The following is a 19,928-nucleotide window of genomic DNA, read 5'->3' as shown; positions in this document are numbered from 1 at the left end:
CCTGGGCTCACTGCAGAGGGGACTTCTTCTCCGTGTCCTTCTTCGTGCGGGTGGTGCAGGCCGGCGCCGGGCCGTTCGGCCGGACCGGGACCGCCTTGTCCAAGGCGGCCTGGGTGTCCGGATGAATGATGAGCCCGCGCTCCCGCTCGGTGGCGCTGATGGGGTCGACGCGCAGTCCGTGACGCTTCATGGGGTTGACCTTTCTTCGGTTTCTTCGGTGTGGTGGACGGGGTGGTGCCAGCCGGTCCGCCCGCTGTTGCGGTGGTCGGCGGTTCTGGGGGAGGCGCGCAGCGTGTCGTCGGCGTAGCGCACCATGGCGGCCCAGGCGGCGGCGTATCCGGCCGGGTCACGGCCCACGTCGTGTCCGCCGCCGAGCCACCGGACGCGATGCGGGACGTCGTGGCGCCGCAGCGCGGCGAGATAGCGCTCGATCTGTTCCGGAGGGCACTTCTCGTCGTCCGCCGAGGCTGCGAGGAAGAGTGGGCCGCGTACGCGGCCCACATAGGTCATCGGGCAGGCCGCGCGATAGCGGTGTGGCACCTGCTCGGGGGTGCCGCCGAAAAGGCGGTCGTCGACCTCCCGCAGCGCTGGCGTCGTCGCCCGGTACGCCGCCGTGTAGTCGGCCACCGGGGCGACGGCCAGCCCCACGTCCCACAGCCGGGGCTGGACGCCCATCGCCAGCAGCGTCAGATAGCCGCCCCAGGAGTAGCCGCACAGGCCGGTACGGCCCGGCTCCGAGACTCCCGTGTCGATGAGGTGGCCGCGCACCGCGGCGAGGTCTTCGAGCTGGGCGAGGCCGACCCGGTGGCCGAAGTCGTCCCGCCAGCGGGGGCCGTAGCCCGTCGAGCCGCGGTAGTTGGTGCGCACCACGGTGAATCCGGCCCGGACCAGGGCCTCGGTCCGGGCGTCATAGGCGTCCCGGTCGTGGGTGTGGGGGCCGCCGTGGACGAGGAAGACCGTCGGCCAGGGGCGGTGGTCCGCTCTGCGGCCGGGCGGGGTGGCCACAAAGCTGTGGATCTGCCCGTACGGCCGGCGTGTCCACAGCTCGCGGCGCCCGGGTCCGGTCGTTCCGCCGGGCGCCGTGCCGCGTGACGCCGTCGTGGAGCGGCCGGAGTGGCCGGAGTGGCCGGAGTGGCCGGAGTGGTCGGAGTGGCCGGAGTGGTCGGAGTGGTCGGGACGTTCCGGGGGTTCCGGGTGCTCCGCACTTTCCGGGCTTTCCGAGCTTTCCGGGTGGGAGATCAGTGGCCGGGGCAGTTCGCCGTCGCGGCTCCACAGGCAGTGGACCGTGCGGTCGGGTGCGCAGGAGAAGTCGATGATCGTGCCCTCGGGTGTGGGAAGCACCGTCGTCGTACCGCGGTCGAGGTCGGCGCGGAGCAGGCGGCTGCGTCCCGCCCGGTCCTGCTGGACCAGCGCCGTGCGGCCGGGCCCGTACCAGCAGGCGGTGATCTCCGTATCGAAGTCGAGGGCGGAGCCGGGACCGTGCGTACGGATCCCCTCGCCCTGCCGCCAGAAAGCCAGGGTGTAGCGGCCCGCGCGTTCGAGGACGAGCAGCAGTTCCGCCCGTGCGGTGGTGAGGTCCGGGCGGAAGCCCAGCGCCCACACCGCGCCGCCGTCGCCGTCCCCCGCTGCGCCGGGGATGGCGTCCACGAGGACGCCGGAGGCCGGTGACCACAGCCGGACCGCGGCCGGTCCGGCCGGGCACCCCGCGGTGGCCAGCAGCCGGCCGCCGGGGGCCAGGCCCGCCACTGCCGCATAGCCGGGCTCCTCGGCCACCAGGCGGGCGCGCTCACCCGGTCGGCCGAGGTAGTACCGCGAGCGGTCCGCGACCCCGACGCCGACGGCGGCGAGGCCGCTGCGGGGGTCGAAGGACAGGCCGTGCATCCGCCCGGCCGGTACGCCGTCGAGCGCCGGGCGCGGGTGCCCGCCCTCGAACGGCCCGCGCAGCCAGCGGCCTTGACCGTCGGCAGCGCCGTCGAACCACCACAGGCCGTGGCCCTCCGGCTCGATGGCGGCGGTCTCCACACCCATCGGTGCGGTGGTCGCCTGGCGGCGCTGACCCGTCGTCAGATCCCAGGCCACGATCTGCGGGAGACCGTCCACATACCGGGTCTCGACCGCTCGCCGTCCGTCGCGGGCGGCGAAGGACGGGACGTGCACCGCCGTTCCGATATCGCCACTCATCGCCGTCCCTCCCTTCGTTGGTGTCCGCTTTTGCCGCCGGTGGCCTTGGCTGTGGTGGGCTCCGACGGCCATCACACTGCCGGACGGGCGGGCTGCGTGGCAGGGAAGAAAGCGCAGCGGCACGGGCAGTGGGCTACTGCCGGTCCCTCCCTGGCACCGGACGGTGGGCGGGCGACAGAGTGCGGGGGCGACCACATGGTCCGGACCCACCGAGGAGAAAGGGGCGACCCGATGACGATCGCGGCGACCCGGCCCAGCGCAGCCCCCGTCCCACCCGGCGGAGCGCCGAACGGCACAGCGAGTAGCAGACCGAGCCGTGCGCTGACGGCGGTCTATGTCGCCGGCGCGGTGACGGCGTTGGGCACCCAGATGACCATGCTCGCGCTGCCCTGGCTCGTGCTGGAGACCACCGGCTCGGCCACCCGGGCGGGCCTGGTCTTCGCTGGCCAGGTGCTGCCCATGGCGCTGCTCGGCTTCGCGGGCGGAGAGGTCATCCAGCGCCTGGGCGCCCGCCGGACCATGGTCATCTCCGATCTCGCCCGCGCTCCGGTGGTGGCGCTGATCCCGCTGCTGCAAACCCTGGGCGCGCTCAATCTGGCCGTCCTCATGGCGATCGTCACGGCGCTCGGGGCGCTGGCCGTTCCGTACCACGCGGCACAGCGGGTGCTGGCGATGGAACTACTGAGCCCGCACGTCCGCTCTCTGGCCCGCGCCAACAGCGCGCTGGCAGGTGTGACGAACGGCTCGGCGTTCGTTGGACCAGCGCTCGCGGGCGCGCTGATCCCGCTGGTGGGGACCACATCGGTGATATGGCTGGACGCGGCCACGTTCGCCTTCTCCGGGTTGCTGCTGCTGCGCCGCGTCCCGGCAGGGGGTGGCGGGGCCGGAGGGTCAGCGGCCGGGCCCCGCGGCCTGTGGGCGGGGGTGCGCCATCTGTGCGGCGACTGGTTCCTGAGCCGGGCGATGCTGTCCACCGTGGTGTTCGGGCTGATGCTGCGAACCCAGATGATCACCATGCCGGTGCTGGCGTTCGCCCGATTCGAGGGGGACGCCAGGGTCGGCGGCCTGCTGATCGCCGCCTATGGCGCCGGTGGCCTCGTGGGCTCGGTGGTCGCCTATGTGCTGGCGGCACGGGTCGCCCCCGTACGACTCGCCTGTACGGCCCTCGTCTGCGTCGCTCTGCCCCTGTGGACGCTTCTGGTGCCCGTGCCGGCCGGCGTGCTCGTCGTCGCCGTCGGCCTGTCATCGGCCGCCGCGCCCCTGGCGAACGCGCCGCTGATGGGCCTCCTCTCCGCCCGGCTGCCGGACGGCTTCGGGCCCAAGGTGCTGCAGGCCGTGGTCACGATCAGCACCCTGGCCGGGCCGCTCGGCTTCCTGGCCGCGGGCGCCGTGCTGGACCGGGCCGGTGTCGCGGCGACCCTGTGGGGCGTCGCCGCGCTCGCGACGTTCGGCAGCGGCAATCTGATCCTGGCCCTGCGCCGCCTCCAGGCCACCGGGGACCCGGACTGACCTGGTCTTCCGAGAAGACCCCGGTGGACGAGGGTCACGCGGCGGCGGAGTTCACCGGAAGTCCTCCTCGCGGTACTCCGCGTCCGAGCCCGCCGCGGTGGCCTCGCGCAGCTCGATGCGGCGGATCTGGAGGCCGCTGGTGATGACCAGCGACAAGCTCGCCTCCGCCTACGCGCTCGAACGCCGGTCCCCCTACCTCGCCCGCGACCTGATCGAGTTCTCCTGCCGGCTGCCCGGTCCTGCGGGACGCCGCCAAGGCCCTCGGCCTGTCCCGCGAGGTCTGGTCCAGCCGGGACAAGCTCGGCTTCACCTCCCCGGTCCCCGCCTGGCTCACGCAGCACCAGGAACGTGAAGGCAGAGGGCTGCCCGGCCAAGGACACGTCGAGGTTCTGCCCGATGAGTCGGAGCATCGCACGGGTCGTAAGGCGGCCTACCGCGGCCGGTCGCAGCCTGCCCAAGTCTCTTCCGCCGCGCACGACGCCGATGTCTTGCGAATCGCCGAGGCCGTGCACACCAGGGCGGGAGGCGCCCTGCATCTGAGCAAGCACCCGATGCGGGCCCGCCCGCTCGACCTCCTGGAGGAGATCCAGCGGTTGGACCGCGATCTGAGCGACCTCAAGGCCGTCGCGGTCCGCCAAGCCCACGAGAACGGGGCGCAGTGGAGCGAGATCGGCAAGGTGATCTGTCTGGAGGCTGGCCACACGCGGACCCTCTACAGCGGCGAGAAGGTGCTGCAGGTGATCAGCCGCAGGGCAAGCCGCGGAGCCGGTGCACGGCCGGCGGGCGCCGGTCCGGCGCCCGCGCCGCCGCCTGGCCGGGCGGCGCCGGCCAAGGACAGTGCACCCCCGGGGGACGCCTCGTTGCCGGGCCATCCCGGGTACCAGCTCTCCGCCGGACTGGAGGGGCGTGCGCTCGTCGCGCAACGCAGGGCGCTGCGCGGCGAGGTCGAGCAACAATGGTTACACGCTCTCGACGCGTCGTTGGAGAACACCGTGCGGGTAGAGCTGGGGTTCTCCGATCAGCCTGATGCCGTCTCCGATCCCTGGGCCTCGCCGGGACTGCGGGAGTGGGGGCGGTCCCGCCCTATGCCTGCCGGCACCAGGCTGATCGACGTGTATAGGCGATGCTCCCGGCGTCTGCTGGTACTCGGCAGGGCGGGTGCGGGAAAGACCACTCAGCTGTTGACGCTCGCTCGTGACCTGCTGCCCGAGCTGGAGGACGTCGAGGCGCCAGTACCGGTTGTGCTCCTGCTGTCCCGTTGGACGGGAGGACAGTTCCGCGACTGGGTAATCGGTGAGCTGGAGGTGCTCTACCGGGTTCGCGGACCGGTCGCGGCACAGCTTCTGGAAGAGGGCAGAGTCACGCTGATTCTCGACGGCCTGGACGAGGTGGCGCCCCAGATCAGGAGACGATGCGTCCAAGCCATCGACCACTTCATGTCAGCAGACCAATACCCACTGGCCGGTGTGGTGGTCTCCTGCCGGATCGACGACTACGCCGACGTGGGAGAACATCTCGCCCTGCACGCTGCCGTAGAACTCACGCCTCTGACACGCGAAACAGTCCACCGAGCACTGCGGGAAGCGGGACAAGCACTGAACTCCCTGCACGACGCCGCGGTGAGCGACGAGGTGCTGACAGAACTGCTCGACACGCCCCTCATGCTGGGCGTCGCCGTGCTCGCCTACCGTGGCAGCGAGATCGATGCAGCACTGGTTACCGGAAGTCTCCACGACCGGCGCGGACACCTCTTCGACGCGTACGTCTCACGCATGCTCATACGTGACAGGGCGCTGCGAAGGAGGACCTCTGCCCCGGCGCCCTACGAACCCACGGCAGCCTGGCAGGCAATCACACGTCTTGCCCGGATCATGAAGCGTCTCGACGAGCACGTCCTCTACCTTCGTGATCCGCTGCACCGGGGCAGCGGCCTCGTTGAGGCCGCCATCGTCAGCCGGAGGTCGATGAACAAGGTACTCACCTACGTGGAGATCGCCATCGGTACGCGAAGCATCAGGATCTGGGGCATCAAATGGTCGTGGGCCCAGTACCTTCTCGGCACCGCGTTGGGCGCAGTAGTCGGCATGGCAGGTTGCCTGCTTGCGGGACCTGTGACGTCGGGCACCATCTGGACAACGACCACCTCGGCCCTATCGTTCGGAGTAATGTCCGGGTTCGCAATCCAATACGCAAGGACAACCCCCTCGCGCAATGAACGCCCGTGGATCGTCTTCATCGCAGCAGAGCGCGCGATCCTGCTCGCGCTGGCGGCCCTTGGGCCGCTCGGGGATTGGCGACCTTTACACCTCTCGCTGATCGCACTTCTCTCGGTCTCGGTCTATCTCGGTTGGGTGCGGCTTCGGGCCCGGCTCATCCCAGCGCTCCTCCGCGGGATCCTCAGCTGCTTCCTGCACGTGCGGCTGACGCGGTTCCTTGCCTACGCAGACGACAGAGCTCTGATGCGCAGGGCCGGTGCCGGCTACCAGTACCTACACACCACCCTGCTCGAGCACCTTGCGCTCCAAGTAGACAGACCGCTGCCCGAGCCGCCGAGCCTGATAGGGAGCTCCCGGTCCACGTCGTCGAGGTAGAAGAACCGATCCAGCTCCGGACGGGGCGGCTGCTCCACGAACCTCCGAACGCCGCAGCCTTTACGGCATCGACATCACCGTCACTGTCGACGAGGTCGGTAGGCACCCGGTGGGCATGCCATTCTCCTCGACACGACCCAGCGGGAGGGCTGGGACTTCCTGATGGAGATGGACCCCCACTTCTCCGTTGTGTTTCTCGGCAAGGACAACAGCGGGATCTTGGTGAGAGTCTTCGAAGCAGAGGATGGAACCCTCACGCTCATGGAGGTGCTGAACGGGCACGATTCGGTGAACATCACCTTCGACCTCACCTAAGAAGTGCCGCTTCCGTGACAGTAGGGACTTGCCTACATGCCGCCTCATGCCAGCGTGTACCGCCAAGGCGCCACCACCACGTCAGCGGCAGGCCCGACCGCCCAGCCCACCAGCAGCGGGAGCACCACAGGACTGACGGGCTGTCACTGGCACCACCCCACTGACACGAAACCGGCACACCGCCTCGGGACGCCGGGACGGACCTCGACGCCGGGAGGCGGGCGGCCCGGGAAACGGGGAGACTGAGGGAGAGCGTGACGCCTGACCGCTGCGGCCCGGACGGTCCGCGGCGGACGGTCCCGCGCAGGGGCCGGACCATCGACCTACGTCCGCGCGCGCCCCGGGGGGTGGGTGCCACGGCCCTGTCCAGGAGTCCCCATCGTGACTTTGACCCCACAGCGATCCGAACGCCCTCGGCGCACGGCCCGACGGGCCGCGCTCCTGCTCGCCGCCGCGGCGATGCCGGCGGCCCTGGTGGTGCCCGCGGCGCCCGCCGCAGCGGCGCCCGTGACCAAGACCTTCACCGCCGGCGCCAACCAGCAGTTCGTCGTCCCGGCCGGCGTCACCCGGCTGACCGTCACCGCCACAGGCGAGCCGGGACGGTCCGCCATCGAGGGCGGAGCGGGCGGGACCGGCGCCACCGTCACCGGCACCCTCACCGTGGTGCCCGGCACCACCTACTACGTCAACGTCGACACGGGCGGCGGAGCCGTCACCGGTCAACGCCCCGGCGGCAGCGGCGGCGGTGCCAGTGACGTCCGCACCTGCAGCTCGGCGCGCGCGAAGTGTGCCCTGACCGGCGTTCCCGGCACCGACCCCCGCCTCATCGTCGCCGCCGGCGGCGGGGGCGGCGGACGCGGCTCCAGCTTCACCGGCCCCGACCGCGAGGCCACCGGCGGAGACGCGGGCGACACCGGGAAGCCCGGCGGCGAGCGACCGGACAGCGGCGGCGGGGGCGGCGGCGGAACCCAGACCCTCGGCGGCAAGGGCGGAGCCGCCTGCCCCGAGGGCTCCAGGGCCGGCACCAACGGCACGCCCGGTACCGGCGGCACAGGCGGTGGCGGATTCGGCGGGGGCGGTGGTGGCAGCGGCTGGCACGGCGGAGGCGGAGGCGGAGGCTGCTTCCTGGTCACCGCCACTGCCGACGGGCCCGGCGGCGGCGGAGGCGGGTCGAACCTCGTCCCGGCAGGCGGCACTTCCGGCCCCGCCACCGGATCGGCCCAGGTGTCCATCACCTACGATTCCTGAACCGCCGTCCGTGGGGTGCAAAGTACCGGTTTCGTAGCAGCGCCCAACACCAGGTGGTGTAACAGCCCGTGACAGCAGCAACCGCCCACAGACCAGATCCGCGTCAATGGAAACTCACGCCACCACCACACGCGACCAGCGCAAAACCATCAAACTGACGAACCGTCACCGACAACCCCCACTGACACCAAACCGGCGCATCGCAGCTTGTCACCATCAAAACCGCAACGACCTGTCACCCACCCGGCACACCCCTCCCGTCCCCGGCGCGAAGCAAAGCCGAACACTTCCGTGCCTTCACTAAGGGCTGTCCCGTAAGTGGCTTCTGCGGTCTGTGCGGTTCAGACGAAGCCCAGCGGGACGTCCTTCTTGATGCAGAGCCGCAAGACGCCCGCCAGGTGGCGGGCGTCTTCGATGTGCTGCTGGAGGAGCTGGTCGCCTCCCTCCCGTGCCCACTGGTCGGTGATCGCCTCCAGGCGCACCAGAATCGATGCGCACTCGGCAGGTGAGAGGTCGTCACCACCCGCATCCGGATGATCGAGGAGAGGCTTCAGAGCGGTTGACACCTCGCTCCACGGGCGCTCGCCACCGAAGCCCCACATCTCGGAGAGGGCGAACCCTTCGGCCTCGGCCAGACACCGCCGGAACGCGGCGAAGCCGCTGTAGGACCAGGAGACATCCGGGCTGCTGTTGTCTCCGTCGTCCGGGAAAAGAACCAGCCCCATGCGCCCTCCCTTTTGCCGAGCACACAGCATCGATCACATAGGGCAGCGTCAGCAACTGGGATGATCTTGATGTGGCTGGTGTGATCACGGCGTCGGAGCCGTCCTGGATAGCCCCGTTCACCGGGCTGAGCCCGCGTGCCTTCGGGAAGCTGGTGACGGTTCTGCGGCGCGCGGGTGCGGACGCGGTCCGCAAGGGCCGGCCGTGGAGCCTTCCGCTGGAGGACCGGGCACTGCTGGTCGCAGCGTACTGGCGCACGAACTTGACGATGCGGCAGATCGCGCCGCTGTTCGGGGTATCCAAGTCGGCGGCCGCCCGCATCGAGGCGGATGAGCAGCATGGTTTTGCCAGCACCGGGTTCGCCGAGGATGACCAGGCGGCGTGTTGGGACGCGTTCGAAAATCTGGGCGATATCACCCCCGCTGCCGGCCAGCTCTCTGGAGCTGGTAGCCCACAAGGAGGCGGCTTCGAGGGACTGGCCGGGCCAGTCCCTGGCCAACTCGCTCAAACGGGGCCATGACTCCACCAGGTCCCCTTCAGCTGCGGCCCATTCAACCGATAGCGGGAACGGATCGTTGAGGCGGCGCACCTGCGCCTCCGCCTCCCACTGTTTGCGTACACCTTGAGCAAGTTGTCGGCAACGTCGTCCAGCTCGGCACGGGCCGGTGCGCTACCGCGGGGGCGGAGCACGGCGAGCACTGCGGCGGGTAGAGCCAGCAGGCCGGTGAACGCGGACACAACGGCAATCAGATTGTCGACTTGGTGGCCGCGCGCGATGTACCACGTCAAGAATGCCCCGACTGCGAGTACATACAGCAGTCCAACCCACTTCAGTACACGTCTCACACCGTGATCATGCGGGCCATTGATTGACGTCCGCATGATTGACATCGCCGACACTCCCCGATACACAACCCCGCCACCGCCACCCGAGTCGGCAAAGACCCTCAGCAACACGTGGAACGGCACGCAATTCGACCCCGAATCCAAGGAGGCATGACGCCTCCTCAGTGAGATTCCGAATGGTGCGATGGGCCCGCCCCGGGCGCCCGCGGGAGGACTGCGGACGCCGCGGCGGGAGTCAGTGGGTGCCGATGACGATCAGCGCGAGCGAGCCGAGCACGATCAGGACGTACAGCACCTGCCGCAGCGGCTCGGTCACGGGGCGCTCGCTGCGCTGTGGTCACGCGCGATGCGCATCAGGCGCCGGACGATCCGAGCCAGCGCCCGGCAGTGATTCCAGTTCGCCTGCGGGCCCAACCCGAGAGGCCCCACCCGGGAGAAGTACTCCCACTCGTAGCCTGGAAGTGTTCATGCCTCGCCGGTCACCGGGCGAGATCAGGGCTCAGCTCCCACGCCGGGCCAACCGAGTCAGGCATCGTCGGGCTCCCGTGATCCGAGGGCTGTCCGCATCCGCGAACAGGCAGATCGCACACTTCGAACGCATCCATGGGCTCCCAGCCGGCGAGGTCGCACACGCGCTTCGCCGATGGAGTTCCACTGCCCGAAGGCCACGAAGGGATGTCACTCCCTACTACGGATACGACGACACCGACCTGTGGAGCGGCTACTACCACGTCCGCACCCTGCTTGAGCTCACGCTCCGGCTTCTCCGCACGAAGGCACGACGCGAACTGCGTGCAGTCATCGCGCCCGTGGATGACCAGATTCTCCGACGCACGGTCAATAACCCCTTCGAGGCCCCCGATCTTCCGTGGTGGAAGCGCCGAATCGAGTGCTGACCCACTTGGCCGACGGCCCTACCGCTGCCGTGTGCTGCTACTTCTCACCGACATTCCGAGGCCTCTTGAGGGCGAACCGATGCCAGGACTCACCGACATTCGCTCTCCGCTCTCACCTACGCAGCCACGTCCAGAACATCGGCCGCGCCCTGCGGCTCAACAAGGACGGCTCCACGAAGATCGCCCGGATCATCGTGCCCATCTTCATGGAGCCGAACGAGGACCCCACCGACATGGTCGCCAGCGCCAGCTTCCGCCCTCTTGTAGCGGTCCTCCAGGGCCTCCGCAGTCATGACGACCGCCTCGTCGAGCAGCTCGCCTCCAGCGCCCTCACCAGCGGCAAGCGCAAGGTCCATGTCCGGCGCGACGAGGACGGGCGGATCGTCGAGGCCGGCAGCGAGGGCGAGGACCAGGAGGACGACACCGACGCGGCGGCCGAGTCGGCGCTGCTGCACTTCTCCTCGCCCCGGGACGCCGCCACGATCGCCGCGTTCCTGCGCACCCGCGTCTATCGGCCCGAGTCGCTGGTCTGGCTGGAGGGCTACCAGGCCCTGCTGCGGTGGCGGGTCGAGAACGGGGTCGCCGGCCTGCACGCCGTCCCGTACGACGTCGAGGTCGAGGTCGGCGTCACCAAGGCGTTCCCCCTCGGCCGGTGGGTGCACCAGCAGCGCAAGGCCCTACGCACCGGGGACCTCGAGGACCGGCGCAAGGAGCTACTGGACGCGCCGGAGGCCGGGATGGTCTGGGAGCCCGGTGAGGAGGCGTGGGAGGCCAAGCTCGCCGTGCTCCGGTCCTACCGGCGGGCCACCGGCCACCTCGCGCCCCGGCAGGACGCGCTGTGGGGCGAGGACGACGAGATGGTGCCCATCGGCCAGCACATGGCCAACCTCCGGCGCAAGGGCGCCAAGAACGGGCTCGGAAAGGACGAGGGCACCGCAGCGACGCGGGCCGCGCAGCTCGCCGCGGTCGACAAGGACTGGAACTGCCCCTGGCCACTGGACTGGCAGCGGCACCAGCGCGTCCTGGCCGACTTGGTCGACGCCGACGGACAGCTGCCTGACATCGCGCCCGGCGTGCTCATGGACGGCGACGACATCGGCTGGTGGCTTCAGCAGCAGAAGCAGCCGGCCACCTGGGCGCGGCTCCTGCCCGAGCAGCAGGAGCGGCTGACCGCACTGGGCGTAGAACCCGCCCAGGCGCCGCCTCCGGCCCTGGCGACCAGCCGCACGGCGAAGAGGCCGAGCAAGGCGCAGCAGGCGTTCCAACGGGGCCTGGCAGCCCTCGCGCAATGGGTCGAGCGGGAAGGCGCCCACCGGCCGGTACCCCGCAGCCACGGCGAAGAGATCACGGTCGACGGCGAGACGGAACCGGTGACCGTGAAGCTGGGCGTATGGGTCTCCAACACCAAGACCCGACGCGACAAACTCACCGCCGACCAGCTCGCCGCCCTCGCGAAGCTGGGCATCGACTGGGCGCGGTAGCGGTTGTGGCAGAGCTCCAGGGGCCGACCTCTCGACGTGGTCTCTCCAGGGCAGGCGAGTCACACACTGCCGGGAAATTCGCGAGGAAAGACCCCCCGGCTCCAGCCTAGAACGCTCCCTGCACGCCTGTGGCGGGGTCTTCGTGTTGCCCTGCTCCCGGTGGCGGCACTCCAGAACGATGCTGTCGGCAAAGTCGTGGACGCAGCCACCTGCGACCTCAGCACATGTGCTCTGACCTGCACGTTTTCCTCCGGATACCTAGGATAGACGTGCACGGGCGACAGCGTAAAAGCGGTGTTGTCCGCGCTTTGGTGACCTGCGCTCACCATGCTCAGGACGTCCCAGGGAGGGTGCTTCATGACCGAATCCGGCAACCCCAGTCAGCCCGTAAACGTGAACGAGTACGACGCCAGTCACATCCAGGTACTCGAGGGCCTCGAGGCGGTACGCAGGCGGCCCGGCATGTACATCGGCTCGACCGGCGAGCGCGGCCTGCACCAGATGGTCTACGAGGTCGTCTCGTACGCCGTCGACGAGCACCTGGCCGACCACGCCGACGCCATCGACGTCACGATCACCGCAGACGGCGGCATTCGCGTCACGGACAACGGGCGCGGCCTGCCCGTCGAGGTACGGGAGTCCACCGGCAAGTCCGCCGTCGAACGCCAGCTGACGGAGCTGTCCTTCGTCCCCAAGCCCCGCACCGGCTACTGGGTGTCCGGCGGCATCAACGGCCTGGGCCTGTGCGTGGTCAACGCGCTGTCGAGCCGTCTCACGGTCGAGGTCCACCGGGACGGCCACCGTTGGACCCAGGAGTACGAGAAGGGCATCCCGATCAGTGCCTTGACGAGGCACGAAGAGAGCAGCGGACACGGCACCGCGATTGTGTTCCTGCCAGACGCCGACATCTTCGAGACCACCTTGTGGTCGTTCGCCACGCTGTCGCAGCGCCTCCAGGAACTGGCCTTCCTCAACGGGGGCCTGGCCATATCACTCACCGACGAGCGTCCGGAGCGACCGGTCCGCCACCACCACCTTGACGGCCTTCGCGCCTACGTCGCCCACCTCAACCCCTACCCCTCGAGTCTCGTCCACTCCCCCGCCATCGGCTTCACGTCGGAGAACGAGGAGCAGACGATCTTCGTCCAGGTCGCCATGCAGTGGAACACCTGGTCCCCGGGAGAGTTCCGCTCCTTCGCGAACAGCACCCGCACTCATGACAGCGGCGCCCACGAAGTGGGCTTCCGCACCGCGCTCACGTCTGTCGTCAACGAGCACGCGCGCCGTCAACGGCAGATATCCGCAGAGGACGAGGACCTCACGGCCGAGGCCGTCCACGAGGGCCTGACCGCGGTCGTGTCCGTAAAGCTCGCCCATCCCGTCTTCGAGGGATCCACCAGAACCAGGCTCAGCAATCCCGAAGCGGACACCTACGTCCAAGAGGTCATCCGCCAACACCTCGCCGACTGGCTGGACCGCAACCCGAACGAAGCCGCAGCCATCATCCGCCACATCGTCAATGCCTCTACCGGACGCGAGAAGTGGTGACGGAGGCTCTTTAGCGCAAGGGAGAGCCCGGCGTCAGTGCTATGCCGGATACAAGCCCGCCGCCACCCGATCGTGGGAATGGTGGACCCGCTGGGACTCGGGATGCTGTGCCGAAGGGGCTGGTGGGGTCGTGCGGGCGATAGGTGATGGGCTGGAGCGGCTCCTGTACACGCGGCCGGTACCGGTGACGACGGCGGATCAGCTGAAGGCGTTGCTGCGGTGGGAGCGGGGCTCCACCCGGCAGGTCGCCGCTGTCCTGGGCGTGTCCCAGCGGACCGTCCAGCGCTGGGTGACCCCCAAGCCGGGAAGCCAAGGACGCCCGAACCCGGCCACGAGCAGAAGATCACGGAACTCGTGCGGGCTCGCTGGCAGCCGCTGATCCGTGCGCGCCGGCGGGCTGCGGCGGAGGCTGGTGGTGTGGTCGTCCATACCCGGGCCCGGTTCGGGTTCAAAGCCGGTGGCGGCAGCTCGGACGATCCGCGGTTGCGGCGTGTCACCGGGCGTCTGAACGGGGCGGTGACACAGCAGATCTTCGCCGCCTTGGACGCAGGTGTCAGCGAGGAGCAGCACAAGCTGATCCTCGGCCGTGCGCTGGGACACCTCTACTTCCGCGAGGCCGGTCACCGTGCCCACGGTCTCCACGTAACCCTCGATGACATCGACTTCATCGAGTTCGCCCTCCAGTGACGTGTGAGGCCGGGTCTGCGGCAGGTCGTCAGCGGGTGGCCGCGAGCGGGTAGTAGCCACGGGCTTCTTGCATTTCGCGCCAGTCCCACACCACCGCGCCCTTGCGGCCCGCGCGTTCAGCGCCGGGTGGCTGAGGCGGGCGAAGCCCGGCCGTCTCAGCCAGCCGCAGAACGGTCGTGCGCTCCCCCGGGCCGGCCAGCAGGTATGTGGTCCCGGTCAGGTGGGCGTAGCGGGCGGCGGCGCGCAGGAAGACGGTGGCCCAGGGCGGGACGGGGTGAGTGGCGCAGCCGTCGGTGAAACGGGCCTGGTCGTGGAGTGCGAGCAGGGCTGGTGCGTCGTGGAAGTCGTCGCTTCGGGCGGTGGCCAGCTGCTGGAAGGAGGCTCCGGTGAACAGGGTGGCGGCTATGGCTGCGGCCAGCTGTGGGTGGGCGGTCACGGTGTGGATCCGGCGGGCGGCTTCGAAGGCTTGGGCGGGGGTGAGGGGTGTGGGGGCGGGCCGGTGTTTCCAGTCGATCAGGTCAGGGCTGCAGGGGGCCCGTGCAAGGGCTGGTGCTGTCGTAGGAGACGAGCCGGTCCAGGGGAGGCAGTGTGAGCCAGCGTTCCGGTTCCACACCGGTCCCGACCGTGACAGCGGCAGCAGGCCGGGCGTCGGTTGGGGGTGCGGGGTCGTTGCCGTAGAGGGCGCGGGCCTCGGCCAGGGTGGCGGTGCTGATCGCGTAGCGGTCGGAGTGGGTGCTGGGCATGCGGTCTTTGGCGTCGATGGTGATGAGTTCGCTTCCTCGGGCGGCGATGAGGTCGGGGAACTGGCGCAAGGCGGAGCGGGTGCGGATCAGGGCTCGTTGGATGGTGGGTGGGTAGGTTCCCTGGCCGCAGAGTTGAACGGTCCAGCCGTGTTGACGCAGCGCGGCAGCGACGCGCTGCTCGTGGGCGTCTCCGACCGGCTTGCGGTCCTGCCAGCTCGTCACTTCAGCTCCTTCTCAAGGCCGCCTCCCTTCGCGCCGGCCGCCTCCGGCAATCGGGTGAAATCTCCGCTCACCCCCTTGATCAGGTCCCCTGAACGTCCGTTGTTGTCAGTGCAAGGGTCCGATATCGCGTTCGCGTCATCGGCGCCCGCCACGGAAGACCGTCGCACGAGCAGGAGTGACCCACCATGGCCTTGCTTACCCACACTTTGAGGCGGCGTGCCTCTGCCGCTGCCACCGTTCTGGCCCTGGGCGCCGCCCTGCCCCTCGCCATCGGGGCCACACCCGCATACGCCCAGGGCAACCTGGGCATTACGAAAACCCACGCGGGGGACTTCCCCCGAGGCGGGCAAGGGTTCTACCGGATCGTGATCAGCAATAACGATCAGGCCGCGGCCATCGGCGCAACGGTGATGACCGACGTCCTCCCCCAAGGCCTCACAATCGAGGATTTCTACACCCGCGGGTCCTTTGGCTCCTGTGGCGTGCACGCCACGGACACCGTGCTCACCTGTAACATCGATTCCCTGCCTCCCGACGCCGACTTCATTGTCGCGATCATCGTCAACGTGGCTGACAACGCTCCCTGCACCGTCACCAACACCGCCACCATCGTCGAGCAGGCCGAAGGCGGCCTCAGCGCCAGATCCAGTGACCAGACCTCCATCACCGGCGGAACCTGCAATGGGAACGGCGGCACCGGGAACGGGAACGGCGACACCGGGAACGGCGGCACTGGGAACGGTTCGTTCCTGCCCACCAACCTCAACCTCAGCGGCACCCTGCCGACATACAACAGCACCACGAACAACACCTTCCACAGCCAGGGAACAACCAACACCACCACCCAGGACTCGCACCCAAACCCCTGACAACACCAGATCCACATCACCGGAGCTGGCTTCGTTGAGGGCCTGTGTGATGTCGTGATCAGTCGGTGGCTTTGAGGAGGTCGTCGATCCAGATCATTGAGGCGCGGAGGTGGAGTCCGGCTGAGGTGGCTTTCCGGAGTCTTGTCATGGCGGGTGGCGATGCCTCGCCACGCCTTCAGCTTGTTGATCAGGCGCTCGACGGTGTTCCGTTCCCTGTAGAGGTCGGTGTCGTGGCTGACGGGCCGACCGCCCCCGCTGCTCTTCTTCATCCGGTTGGCGGCTTGGTCCTTCTTCTCCGGGATGACTGCCTCGATACCGCGTTTGCGCAGGTAGGCGTGATTGCCGCGGGATGAGTGGGCTTTGTCTGCGACGACGGCACCGGGCCTGGTGCGGGGGCGGCCGACGGGCAGAGGGTTGCGTACCCTCTCGGGCACGGGGACGAATTGCGGGCCGTCCGCGGCCTTCCCGGCGGTCAGGACAAACGTGAGCGGACGACACTTGCGGTCCGCGGCGAGGTGGACCTTGCTGGTAAGTCCGCGGCCGCCGATCGCGCGAAGGCTGAGCATGTAGCGCGGCGCCAGGAGGAGGAGTCTGGCGTCGAGTCCAGCGAACGTCTCGGCCGTCGCAGATGGGGTATCGAACGCACCATGTCCTGGCTCACGGCTACCGCCGGCTCAACCACCGCCACGAACGCAATCCCCGCAACTACCTGGCCTTCCTCAGCCTCGCAGCCGCCCTCTGCTGCTACAAACGACTCGTCCGCCTCACCACATAGGACATGATCTAAGAACTCCTAACGGAATGAACCGGTGACCCGCTTGGCGCGCCTGAGTGAGTAGATCATTACTCTGCATGGATGCTGTCCTATGACGAGATGACCCCGCCGGAGCGCGAGCTGTGGGACGCCTTCCCTGAGGGGCGTCGCGTTGACCTGCGCACAGGAGTACCCGACGCGGACGCTCCCGCTGCGGGTGACCGGTGGGGCCCCGACCGTACTGTCCGCGCGGCCGTCGTCGCGACGCTGTTGCTCGGCGCGAACGAAGACCGGTCTGGCACCGTAGCCGCCTTGCGACTCACCGGCGCGCGTATCACCGGTCGTCTCGACCTGTCCGGGGCGGAGATCTGTCACACGTTCTTGCTGCAGGGCTGTCGGCTGGACGAGGCGGTGCAACTGCACGGTGCGACGACCCGGACGATCGAGATAACGGACAGCTGGGTGCCGGGGATCAACGCCGAGCTCGCCCGAATCGAGGGTGACCTGGACCTGAGGCGGTCGACTCTCGAAGGCGGCTCCCTCATACTCATCAACGCTCGTATGGCCGGGAATCTGGTGATCTCGGATGCCAGGATCTCGGGCCCGGAAGAGTGGGCAGTGCGCGCGGGCGGCCTCGTCCTGGATGGCGGCGTCTTCGGCCAGCGGCTCACCACGCAAGGCGGACTGCGGCTGCCCGGCGCACAGCTGCTCAGCGGCCTGTTCCTGCAAGGCGCACGGCTGGGGAACACCGCGGGCGTCGCACTTGCCGCAGGAAGTATGGCCGCTTCGACGGTGGACTGCTCCCAGGGGTTCACCGCGCAAGGAGGCGTACTGCTGCGAAGGGCCCGAATAGAAGGTCTGCTGACCTTCGAAGGAGCCCATCTGAACGGGGATGGCGTAGCCCTGGACTGCGTATCCATGCACGTGGGCGACTTCGACTACAGAACCGCAGCACCGCTCTCAGGACTGGTGGATCTCCGGTCCGCCCAGGCCACCTGGTGTCAGGACAGCGAGCAGAGCTGGCCGAGGAAGGTGCTCCTGGAAGGGTTCACCTACGGGTCCATCCGATTCGGGGACGCCCCGTCCGCGGCAGGCGACGACGCACCGCCTGCGAGGGACGAGGTGGCCCGTCGCCTGGCCTGGGTCCGCCGGAATCCTGGCTATGTCCCGCAGCCGTACGAGCAACTCGCAGGCTGGTACCGGCAAATCGGCCATGACGATGACGCCCGCCGCGTGCTCCTGGCCAAGCAGCGCCACCGGCGTCTCACCCTGTCCCCGCCGGCCCGGGTATGGGGGCACCTGCTGGACGTGACCGTGGGCTATGGCTATCGGCCCTGGCTGGCTGGCGTCTGGCTCCTCGCGCTGACCCTACTAGGCACGCTGGCCTTTAGCACTCACTCTCCCAGCCCGGTCAAACGAGACGAAGGCAGCCCGTTCCAGCCCCTCGTCTACACGCTCGACCTTTTGATCCCCCTCGGTGGTCTGGGTCAGCGCACGGGGTGGTATTGGCCGAACAGCAGCCTCCAGTGGCTGGCCTACCTGCTGATCGCCTTCGGCTGGATGCTGACGACCGCCATCATCGCCGGTATCACCCGCACCCTGCAGAAAAACTAGTGAGCAATAGTTGAGTTCAGCCGTCGCCAGCAGATCAGTGCGCATCCGAGGGTGAGGAAGGCTTCGTGGATGTCGTCGCGGATCTCCCAGCGGATCCGTAGGCGGCGGAACCAGTGCAGATGGGCGAACGCGCGCTCCACGACCCAGCGTTGGGTGCCAAGTCCGGAGCCGTGCTCGGTGCCCCGGCGGGCGATCAGTGGCTTCACGCCGAGATCCCAGACCAGGCGGCGGTACTTGTCGTGGTCATAGCCGCGGTCGGCCAGCACCACGTCCGGGCGGCGCCGGGGGCGGCCGCGCTTGCCCCGCACGGGCGGCACGGCCTGGAGGAGCGGGATCAGCTGGGTGACATCGTTGCGGTTGCCGCCGGTCAAGGTGACGGCGAGCGGGATGCCGGTGGCGTCGGTGATCAGGTGGTGCTTGCTGCCCGTCCTGCCCCGGTCGACAGGGCTTCGTCCTGTCTTGGAGCCCCCTTTAACGCCCGGATGTGGGAGCCGTCGACCGCCGCACGGGAGAAGTCCAGGACGTTCGCGCTGCGGAGCTCGGCAAGGAGGAGCTCGTGCAGCCGAGGCCACACCCCGGCCTTGGTCCACTCGGCCAGACGGCGCCAGCAGGTCATGCCCGAGCCGAAGCCGAGTTCCTGCGGCAGCTACTCCCAGGCGATCCCGGTGTGCAGCACGAACAGGATGCCCTGGAACACCAGCCGGTCAGGATGCCGCATACGTCCGGGGTGCCGAGCCCGACGCTCGACCTTCGGCAGCATTGGCTCGACCACCGCCCACAGCTCGTCGTCGACTTCCCATGGCTTCAGCCGCGCCACCCCGCACCCCCGGATAATCCGTCCCGGAGTGATCCAACCATCTTGAAGATCATTTCGTTAGGAGTTCTTAAGAGGTCGTTTCATCCTGTTGTTTCATCCCTGGATGCGACTTTGACGTGCTGGTGTCGGGTCGCGCCAGGAGATGGTGTTTTCGCTGGTGAGGCGGCGGGCTATGAGGTCGGTCATCGCGATGTGGATGATGGCTTCGGAGCGGGCGGGCAGGGTTTCGTAGTCGCGGGTCAGGCGGCGGTGGAGCATGAGCCAGCCGTAGGTCCTCTCCACTGCCCAACGTTTCGGGATCGGCGTAAAACCCCTGGTTCCGGGCTTCGATGCCCAAGGTGGCCGCATGCTCGACGAGGTTGTCATGGCTGACCGGCTACCGCCGGCTCAACCACCGCTACGAGCGTCATCCCCGCAACTACCTGGCCCTTCTCGGCTTCGCCGCCGACCTCTGCTGCTACAAACGTCTCGTCCGCCTCACCACATAGGACACGGTCTAAGGGCAGCAGCCTGTCCGGCCACACCCGGGACCACCTCGACGCAGTCGCTGCCGAACTCAACAGCCGCCCGCGCAAGACGCTCGGCTGGGAAACCCCAGCCGAACGCCTGTCTAAACTGCTCGCCACCACACGTCGGTGATCACGTGTTGCAACGACCCCTGGGATTCGCCTATGAGCTGGGCCTTCGCCGTGGAGCGGGTGACGGGAATCGAACCCGCGCTCTGAGCTTGGGAATCACCGGGCCGTCACGGAGGGGGTTGCGCTGACCAGCGCAAACGGCCTCTGGTGATTAATCGCGAGGCGTCGCGCTTGACTGCTCTTGACCGCTGGGATCCGCTCTTTCTGGCAGGGATGTGGCACGGGCTTCCATCCGCTCTGACGGGT

Annotated in this window: 15 protein-coding genes and 7 pseudogenes; 14 read left to right on the top strand and 8 right to left on the bottom strand. The window is 68.9% G+C overall.

Annotation, left to right across the window (positions count from 1 at the left end; translation table 11 throughout):
• Nucleotides 1-7 precede the first annotated feature (7 nt).
• Both ACZ5WG_RS39995 and ACZ5WG_RS39990 read right to left on the bottom strand, forming a co-directional pair.
• The gene (locus tag ACZ5WG_RS39995; RefSeq protein WP_189998590.1) at nt 8-190 is read right to left on the bottom strand and encodes a hypothetical protein; all 183 of its coding nucleotides are present in this window, start codon (nt 188-190) and stop codon (nt 8-10) included.
• On the bottom strand, nt 187-2,181 hold the full coding sequence (locus tag ACZ5WG_RS39990; RefSeq protein ID WP_468729564.1) for an alpha/beta hydrolase family protein: 1,995 nt from the start codon (nt 2,179-2,181) through the stop codon (nt 187-189). The genes ACZ5WG_RS39995 and ACZ5WG_RS39990 overlap by 4 nt, the downstream gene beginning before the upstream one ends.
• A gap of 195 nt (nt 2,182-2,376) precedes the next feature.
• Here ACZ5WG_RS39990 and ACZ5WG_RS39985 point away from each other — a divergent pair, with 195 nt between their 5' ends.
• The 5 genes from ACZ5WG_RS39985 (at nt 2,377) to ACZ5WG_RS39965 (ending at nt 7,844) form a co-directional block, all read left to right on the top strand.
• Entirely contained in the window at nt 2,377-3,690 is a 1,314-nt protein-coding gene (locus ACZ5WG_RS39985; RefSeq protein ID WP_468729563.1) for an MFS transporter, read from the top strand.
• 115 nt (nt 3,691-3,805) lie between these two features.
• The gene (locus ACZ5WG_RS39980; RefSeq protein ID WP_468729562.1) at nt 3,806-4,042 is read left to right on the top strand and encodes a hypothetical protein; all 237 of its coding nucleotides are present in this window, start codon (nt 3,806-3,808) and stop codon (nt 4,040-4,042) included.
• Between the two features lie 136 nt (nt 4,043-4,178).
• Nucleotides 4,179-6,281 carry an NACHT domain-containing protein gene (locus ACZ5WG_RS39975; RefSeq protein WP_468729561.1) on the top strand — a complete coding sequence of 701 codons (2,103 nt, stop codon included), beginning with the start codon at nt 4,179-4,181 and terminating at the stop codon, nt 6,279-6,281.
• A 162-nt stretch (nt 6,282-6,443) separates the two neighbouring features.
• A complete protein-coding gene (locus ACZ5WG_RS39970) occupies nt 6,444-6,596 on the top strand; it encodes a hypothetical protein (RefSeq protein ID WP_468729560.1) in 153 nt (50 codons plus the stop codon).
• 381 nt (nt 6,597-6,977) lie between these two features.
• Entirely contained in the window at nt 6,978-7,844 is an 867-nt protein-coding gene (locus ACZ5WG_RS39965) for a hypothetical protein (protein ID WP_468729559.1), read from the top strand.
• Between the two features lie 341 nt (nt 7,845-8,185).
• Here the strand turns inward: ACZ5WG_RS39965 and ACZ5WG_RS39960 are convergent, their stop codons facing one another.
• Nucleotides 8,186-8,569, bottom strand: a complete 384-nt coding sequence (locus ACZ5WG_RS39960) for a hypothetical protein (RefSeq protein WP_468729558.1) — start codon at nt 8,567-8,569, stop codon at nt 8,186-8,188.
• A 71-nt stretch (nt 8,570-8,640) separates the two neighbouring features.
• Between ACZ5WG_RS39960 and ACZ5WG_RS39955 the strand changes: the two are divergent.
• From ACZ5WG_RS39955 to tpg, 5 genes and pseudogenes are all read left to right on the top strand, one after another.
• Nucleotides 8,641-8,889 (top strand): annotated as a pseudogene (locus ACZ5WG_RS39955) (helix-turn-helix domain-containing protein); the annotation flags it as partial.
• Nucleotides 8,890-10,437: 1,548 nt separating this feature from the next.
• Nucleotides 10,438-11,790 (top strand): annotated as a pseudogene (locus tag ACZ5WG_RS39950) (helicase associated domain-containing protein); the annotation flags it as partial.
• 357 nt (nt 11,791-12,147) lie between these two features.
• Nucleotides 12,148-13,338, top strand: coding sequence for an ATP-binding protein (locus tag ACZ5WG_RS39945; RefSeq protein WP_468729557.1), 1,191 nt, complete (start codon nt 12,148-12,150; stop codon nt 13,336-13,338).
• On the top strand, nt 13,310-13,717 hold the full coding sequence (locus ACZ5WG_RS39940; RefSeq protein WP_468729556.1) for a helix-turn-helix domain-containing protein: 408 nt from the start codon (nt 13,310-13,312) through the stop codon (nt 13,715-13,717). The genes ACZ5WG_RS39945 and ACZ5WG_RS39940 overlap by 29 nt, the downstream gene beginning before the upstream one ends.
• A complete protein-coding gene (gene tpg, locus ACZ5WG_RS39935; protein ID WP_468729573.1) occupies nt 13,624-14,025 on the top strand; it encodes a telomere-protecting terminal protein Tpg in 402 nt (133 codons plus the stop codon). Before ACZ5WG_RS39940 ends, tpg begins: the two co-directional genes overlap by 94 nt.
• Before the next feature lie 28 nt (nt 14,026-14,053).
• Here tpg and ACZ5WG_RS39930 read toward each other — a convergent pair whose 3' ends face one another.
• Both ACZ5WG_RS39930 and ACZ5WG_RS39925 read right to left on the bottom strand, forming a co-directional pair.
• Nucleotides 14,054-14,461, bottom strand: coding sequence for a hypothetical protein (locus ACZ5WG_RS39930; RefSeq protein WP_468729555.1), 408 nt, complete (start codon nt 14,459-14,461; stop codon nt 14,054-14,056).
• 82 nt (nt 14,462-14,543) lie between these two features.
• The gene (locus tag ACZ5WG_RS39925; protein WP_468729554.1) at nt 14,544-14,990 is read right to left on the bottom strand and encodes a hypothetical protein; all 447 of its coding nucleotides are present in this window, start codon (nt 14,988-14,990) and stop codon (nt 14,544-14,546) included.
• Nucleotides 14,991-15,175: 185 nt separating this feature from the next.
• On the opposite strand from ACZ5WG_RS39925, the gene ACZ5WG_RS39920 reads away from it, so the two are divergent.
• Nucleotides 15,176-15,859, top strand: coding sequence for a hypothetical protein (locus ACZ5WG_RS39920; RefSeq protein WP_468729553.1), 684 nt, complete (start codon nt 15,176-15,178; stop codon nt 15,857-15,859).
• Nucleotides 15,860-15,917: 58 nt separating this feature from the next.
• On the opposite strand, the pseudogene ACZ5WG_RS39915 reads toward ACZ5WG_RS39920, so the two are convergent.
• Nucleotides 15,918-16,395: pseudogene (locus tag ACZ5WG_RS39915) on the bottom strand (IS5 family transposase); the annotation flags it as partial.
• Nucleotides 16,396-16,452: 57 nt separating this feature from the next.
• Between ACZ5WG_RS39915 and ACZ5WG_RS39910 the strand changes: the two are divergent.
• Both ACZ5WG_RS39910 and ACZ5WG_RS39905 read left to right on the top strand, forming a co-directional pair.
• A pseudogene (locus tag ACZ5WG_RS39910) lies at nt 16,453-16,634 on the top strand (transposase); the annotation flags it as partial.
• 81 nt (nt 16,635-16,715) lie between these two features.
• Nucleotides 16,716-18,227 carry an oxidoreductase gene (locus ACZ5WG_RS39905; RefSeq protein ID WP_468729552.1) on the top strand — a complete coding sequence of 504 codons (1,512 nt, stop codon included), beginning with the start codon at nt 16,716-16,718 and terminating at the stop codon, nt 18,225-18,227.
• On the opposite strand, the pseudogene ACZ5WG_RS39900 reads toward ACZ5WG_RS39905, so the two are convergent.
• Both ACZ5WG_RS39900 and ACZ5WG_RS39895 read right to left on the bottom strand, forming a co-directional pair.
• Nucleotides 18,224-18,987: pseudogene (locus ACZ5WG_RS39900) on the bottom strand (IS5 family transposase). The gene ACZ5WG_RS39905 and the pseudogene ACZ5WG_RS39900 overlap by 4 nt on opposite strands.
• Before the next feature lie 150 nt (nt 18,988-19,137).
• Nucleotides 19,138-19,402, bottom strand: a pseudogene (locus tag ACZ5WG_RS39895) (transposase); the annotation flags it as partial.
• Nucleotide 19,403: 1 nt separating this feature from the next.
• Here ACZ5WG_RS39895 and ACZ5WG_RS39890 point away from each other — a divergent pair.
• Nucleotides 19,404-19,532: pseudogene (locus tag ACZ5WG_RS39890) on the top strand (IS5/IS1182 family transposase); the annotation flags it as partial.
• Nucleotides 19,533-19,928: the final 396 nt, after the last annotated feature.

The organism is Streptomyces sp. NPDC032745 (assembly GCF_055579465.1).
Note: the sequence above shows the minus strand (reverse complement) of the source record. Positions and strands in the feature narration are given on the sequence as shown.

Bases quoted from the DNA above. Each gene is read 5' to 3' on its own strand.
- ACZ5WG_RS39945 (WP_468729557.1), top strand. From the start codon at position 12,148: ATGACCGAATCCGGCAACCCCAGTCAGCCCGTAAACGTGAACGAGTAC.
- ACZ5WG_RS39920 (WP_468729553.1), top strand. From the start codon at position 15,176: ATGGCCTTGCTTACCCACACTTTGAGGCGGCGTGCCTCTGCCGCTGCC.
- ACZ5WG_RS39970 (WP_468729560.1), top strand. From the start codon at position 6,444: ATGGAGATGGACCCCCACTTCTCCGTTGTGTTTCTCGGCAAGGACAAC.
- ACZ5WG_RS39980 (WP_468729562.1), top strand. From the start codon at position 3,806: ATGCGGCGGATCTGGAGGCCGCTGGTGATGACCAGCGACAAGCTCGCC.
- ACZ5WG_RS39985 (WP_468729563.1), top strand. From the start codon at position 2,377: ATGGTCCGGACCCACCGAGGAGAAAGGGGCGACCCGATGACGATCGCG.
- ACZ5WG_RS39960 (WP_468729558.1), bottom strand. From the start codon at position 8,569: ATGGGGCTGGTTCTTTTCCCGGACGACGGAGACAACAGCAGCCCGGAT.
- ACZ5WG_RS39905 (WP_468729552.1), top strand. From the start codon at position 16,716: ATGCTGTCCTATGACGAGATGACCCCGCCGGAGCGCGAGCTGTGGGAC.
- ACZ5WG_RS39990 (WP_468729564.1), bottom strand. From the start codon at position 2,181: ATGAGTGGCGATATCGGAACGGCGGTGCACGTCCCGTCCTTCGCCGCC.
- ACZ5WG_RS39995 (WP_189998590.1), bottom strand. From the start codon at position 190: ATGAAGCGTCACGGACTGCGCGTCGACCCCATCAGCGCCACCGAGCGG.
- ACZ5WG_RS39940 (WP_468729556.1), top strand. From the start codon at position 13,310: ATGCCTCTACCGGACGCGAGAAGTGGTGACGGAGGCTCTTTAGCGCAA.